Origin of the sequence: Sphingobium aquiterrae, assembly GCF_037154135.1 — a bacterium.
GTDB lineage: Bacteria > Pseudomonadota > Alphaproteobacteria > Sphingomonadales > Sphingomonadaceae > Sphingobium > Sphingobium aquiterrae.
In genome coordinates this window covers 1-4,850 of the sequence record NZ_JBANFL010000048.1, presented here as the reverse complement: position 1 = coordinate 4,850, position 4,850 = coordinate 1, and the positions used below count along the sequence as shown (strand labels likewise).

Here is a 4,850-nt window from a genome sequence, read left to right as displayed (position 1 = left end):
GTTGTGCTGTTGTTGTTGGTTATCAGATGCCTGTGACGGGATGCCCCTTGCTTGCGAGGCTTCGTGTGCGGCCATAGGCGATGTAGAGGGCGATGCCGATGAGGTTCCAATATCCAAAGCGGATGAGGGTTTTTTCGGGCAGGCTGCAGATCAGGTAGAGGCATCCCAGGATGGCGAGGGTGCCGACCAGATAGGGGGCCGGGCATGTGAACACGCGGGGCAGGTGCGGCATCGTGCGGCGCAGGATCATCATGCAGGCGGCGACCGCGATGAAGGCGAGCAGCGTGCCGGCATTGGCCAGTTCGGCGATCTCGTCCAGCCGGAAGAAGCCCGCGACCAGCGCCACGAACAGCCCGGTGACCGCGGTGATCAGCGCGGGCGAGCCGGTGCGTTCCGACACCCGGCTGAGGCCGCGCGGCAGCAGGCCGTCGCGCGACATCACGAAGAAGATGCGGCTCTGGCCGTACATCATCACCAGGATCACCGAGGGCAGCGCGATCAGCGCCGCCAGGCCGATCGCCCAGGCCGCCAGCGGATGGTGCAGCGTGCGCAGCACATAGGCGAGCGGCTCGGCCGACTTGCCCAGGTCGAGATAGTCGACCGCGCCGAGCGCGGCGACCGCGACCAGCATGTAGATGATCGTGCAGGCCGCCATCGAGCCGATGATGCCGATGGTGAGGTCGCGGCCCGGGTTCTTGGCCTCCTCGGCGGAGGTCGCCACCGCATCGAAGCCGTAGAAGGCGAAGAACACGATCGCGGCCGCCGCCATCACGCCCCGCTGCGTGCCGGTCGCATCGACATGGCTGGTGAAGCCATAGGGCATGAACGGCGTGAAGTGCCCGCCGCTGAACGCGGGCAGCGCAAGCGTGACGAACAGCGCCAGCGCGACCATCTTGATCACCACCAGGACGATGTTGACCGTCGCGCTCTCCCGCGTGCCGGCGATCAGCATGCCCGCAACGGCCAGCGCGACCAGGATGGCAGGCAGGTTGACGATGCCGCCGGCATGCGGCCCGGCCAGGATCGCATGCGGCAGATGGATGCCCGCCGCCTCGATCCAGCCGACCAGATAGGCCGACCAGCCGACCGCGACCGTGCTGCACGCCAGCGAATATTCCAGGATCAGGCTCCACCCCACGATCCAGGCCAGCGTCTCGCCGATCGCCGAATAGGTATAGGTATAGGCGCTGCCCGCGGTCGGGATCAGCGTCGCCATCTCGGCATAGGCGAGCGCCGCACAGGCGCACACCGCCCCCGCGATCGCAAAGGCCAGGATCACCCCCGGCCCGGCGCGATCCGCGCCGACCCCGGTCAGCGTGTAGATGCCCGTCCCCACGATCGCGCCGATGCCCAGCGCGATCAGGTGCGGCCAGCTGAGCGTCTTGCGCAGCTTGCGGTCCTGCGCATGCCCGCCATGGGTGTCGAGCGGCTTGAGCGGCCCCAATAATCCTCGCGCCATAATCTGTTCTCTCCTGCGCCGTACGGTCAAACGCCTGCGCTATATCAAACGACGGTGAAGCCAGCCCAGAACGGGTCTTCGCGATCGATCCAGATGGTGTTGAAGCCGGTCGCGATCGCCGATCCCTCGATCGAGGGGATGATCGCGGGCTGGCCCGCCAGCTCGGTCGCCGCCTCGACCCGGCCGATGAAGCGGCTGCCGATATAGCTTTCGTGGACGAAGCGGTCGCCCACCGCAAGCCGCCCGGTCGCCACCAGATGCGCCAGCCGGGCGGAGGTGCCGGTGCCGCACGGGCTGCGGTCGATCGCGCGCTCGCCATAGAAGACCGCGTTGCGCCCGTCGGCGCCCTCGCCCTTGGGCTTGTCGGCCCACAGCACATGGCTGACCCCGCGGATCGTCGCGTCGAGCGGATGCACCGGCTCGTAGATGTCGCGGATCATCGACCGGATCGTGCGGCTCAGCGCGACGATGCGCGCGGCGCCCAGCTGGTCGAGCCCCTCATAGGCGCCCTGCGGCTCGATGATCGCATAATAATTGCCGCCATAGGACACGTCGATCGACAGCGGCCCGAAGCCCGGCACGTCGATCTCCAGCCCCTGCTTCGCCAGATAGGCGGGCACGTTGCGGATCCTGACCGAGCGGACGCGGTCGCCCTCGGCCCGGTAGTCGATGTCGATCACGCCGGCGGGCACTTCGATCCGCAGCCTGCCCGGCGTGCGCGGATTGATCAGCCCCTGCTCCAGACCGAAGGTCACCATGCCGATCGTGCCATGCCCGCACATCGGCAGGCAGCCGCTGGTCTCGATGAACAGGATGCCGCAATCGGCATCCTCGCGCGTCGGCGGATAGAGGAACCCGCCCGACATCATGTCGTGCCCGCGCGGCTCGAAGCACAGGCCGGTGCGGACCCAGTCGAAGCGCGCCAGGAAGTCCTGGCGGCGCTCCGCCATGGAGGCGCCGCGCAGCAGCGGCGCGCCCCCGGCCACAAGGCGGACCGGATTGCCCGCCGTATGGCCATCGATGCAGAAGAAGCTGTGACGCATCAGGCCGCGACCGCGCCCCTGGCAAGGGTCGGCCGCGTCGCCGCGCAGGTCTCGACCATGGCGATCACCTCGGCCCGGCGGGCGCCGGCCAGCGGCAGGCGCGGCATGCGGACCCGCTCGGAGCCCCGGCCCATGATCTCCTCGGCCAGCTTGATCGACTGGACCAGGTCATGCTCGGCATCCAGGTGGAGCAGCGGCATGAACCAGCGATAGATGCGGCGCGCCTCGATCCAGTCGCCGGCCTCGACCGCCGCGATCAGCGCCACCGATTCCTGCGGGAACGCGCTGGTCAGGCCCGAGACCCAGCCGCTCGCACCCAGCAGCATGCCTTCGAGCGCGACGTCGTCCAGCCCCGCCATCACATGATAGCGATCGCCGAAGCGGTTGATGATGTCGGTGAAGCGGCGCGGATCGGGCGCGCTTTCCTTGACCGCGACGATATTCTCGACCGGGCGCAGCCGCTCCAGCGTCTCGAAGTCGACCGACACGCGATAGGCCGGCGGGTTGTTGTAGAGCATGATCGGCAGGCCCGTGCTCTTCGCCACCGTCTCGAAATGGGTGGCCAGCTCGTTCGCGGTCGGCACATAGACCATCGCGGGCAGCAGCATCAGGCCGTCCAGGCCGATCGCCTCGGCATCGCGGGCATAGGCGGCGGCCCGGGCGGTGGTGAACTCCGATACGCCGGTGATCAGCGGCACGCGGCCGCCCACGGCCTCGACCCCGGCGCGCAGCACCGCGCGCTTCTCCTCGGGCTCGAGCGAGTTGTTCTCGCCGCAGGTCCCCAGCAGGATCAGGCCGGTGACGCCGTCGTCCACAAGCGCCGTGAGCACCTGCTGCGTGGCAGCAAAGTCGATCGAACCGTCAGGCGCAAACTGGGTGGTCGCGGCCGGATAGACACCGGTCCACAGAGATGATTGGAATGTCACGTAAAGCCTCCATTGAACTAATTTTCGTATACGATATAAGATCGAATATGCCAATCGCTAAAATCAATCCCCAACACGCCCCGGATCAGGCCCCGCAACACGCCCTCGTCATCGGCGGCGGCATTGTCGGCCTGAGCTGCGCCATCGCGCTCCAGCGCCAGGGCATCGCCACCACCCTGGCAACCCGGTCGCGCATGCGCGGCACCGCCTCCTGGGGCAATGCCGGCCATATCGCCACCGAGCAGGTCGAGCCGCTCGCCTCGCTGGCCACCGTGCGCAGCATGCCCGGACGCCTCTTCTGCCGCGGCGGCGCGCTCGCCCTGCCGCCCAGGCTGATCGGCGCCTGGCTGCCCTTCTCGCTGCGCCTGCTGCGCGCCACCGCCCCGGCCACCTTCGCCCGCGGCAAGACCGCGCTGGAGGCCGCGCTCGCGCTCGCCATGCCCGCCTGGCGTCGCCTGCTCGATACCGCCGCGGCGCCCGACCTGCTGGTCGAGGCCGGCCACTTCATCGTCTGGGAAACGCCCGCCTCCGCCGCCCGCGGCCGGCGCCACTGGAGCCGCGCCGCGCTGGGCGCCACCACCAGCTGGCGCGATGCCACCGCCGGCGAGATCGCCGCGATCCAGGCCCATGTCGCCTGCCCGGTCGCCGGCGCGATCCGTTTTGCCGGCAGCGGCCAGATCGCCGATCCCGACGCCCTCGCCGACGCGCTGGAAACCGCCTTCGCGGCGCTGGGCGGACGGTACATCGACGCGGGCGCCCAGGCCCTGCGCCGCCGCCCCGACGGCACCGTCGCGGTCGACCTCGACAATGGCGAAACCCACAGCGCCGACGCCGTGATCGTCGCCGCCGGCGCCGCCTCCGCCGCGCTGCTCGCGCCGCTGGGCCTGCGCGCCCCGATGATCGCCGAGCGCGGCTACCACATCCAGGCGGACGGCAGCGGCTGGCCCGCCGACATGCCCCCGGTGGTGTTCGAGGATCGCTCCATGATCGTCACCCGCTTCCGCTCCGGCCTGCGCGCCGCAAGCTTCGTCGAGTTCGGCACCCTCGACGCCCCCGCCGACCCGCGCAAATGGGACCGGCTCGAACAGCATGCCAAGGCCCTCGGCCTGCCCATGCACGATCCCGCCCCATGGATGGGCGCTCGCCCCACCCTGCCGGACTATCTCCCCGCCATCGGCAAAAGCCCCGCCGCCAACAACCTCTATTACGCCTTCGGCCACCAGCATCTCGGCCTCACCCTCGGCCCCCTCACCGGCGAAGCCATCGCCGCCATCGTCGCCAGGCAACCAACCCCCATCGACATCGCACCCTTCAGCCTCCAGCGCTTCGGAAACCCATGATCCCAGACACAACCCACACCAAAGAATAACCGCAGAACGGACCCGAGGGGATGGGCACCCAGGGGACGGGCGCCACGGGTGA

Annotated in this window: 4 protein-coding genes; 1 reads left to right on the top strand and 3 read right to left on the bottom strand. The window is 69.3% G+C overall.

The window, feature by feature from the left end; genetic code table 11:
- Nucleotides 1-22: 22 nt before the first annotated feature.
- Genes WFP78_RS23290 through WFP78_RS23280 form a run of 3 tightly spaced genes read right to left on the bottom strand, consistent with a single transcriptional unit; the run spans nt 23 to nt 3,428 of the window.
- Nucleotides 23-1,459 carry an amino acid permease gene (locus tag WFP78_RS23290; protein WP_336966888.1) on the bottom strand — a complete coding sequence of 479 codons (1,437 nt, stop codon included), beginning with the start codon at nt 1,457-1,459 and terminating at the stop codon, nt 23-25.
- A 44-nt stretch (nt 1,460-1,503) separates the two neighbouring features.
- On the bottom strand, nt 1,504-2,502 hold the full coding sequence (locus WFP78_RS23285) for a 4-hydroxyproline epimerase (RefSeq protein ID WP_336966887.1): 999 nt from the start codon (nt 2,500-2,502) through the stop codon (nt 1,504-1,506).
- A complete protein-coding gene (locus tag WFP78_RS23280) occupies nt 2,502-3,428 on the bottom strand; it encodes a dihydrodipicolinate synthase family protein (protein ID WP_336966886.1) in 927 nt (308 codons plus the stop codon). Before WFP78_RS23280 ends, WFP78_RS23285 begins: the two co-directional genes overlap by 1 nt.
- 47 nt (nt 3,429-3,475) lie before the next feature.
- Here WFP78_RS23280 and WFP78_RS23275 point away from each other — a divergent pair, with 47 nt between their 5' ends.
- On the top strand, nt 3,476-4,768 hold the full coding sequence (locus WFP78_RS23275) for an NAD(P)/FAD-dependent oxidoreductase (RefSeq protein WP_336966885.1): 1,293 nt from the start codon (nt 3,476-3,478) through the stop codon (nt 4,766-4,768).
- Nucleotides 4,769-4,850: the final 82 nt, after the last annotated feature.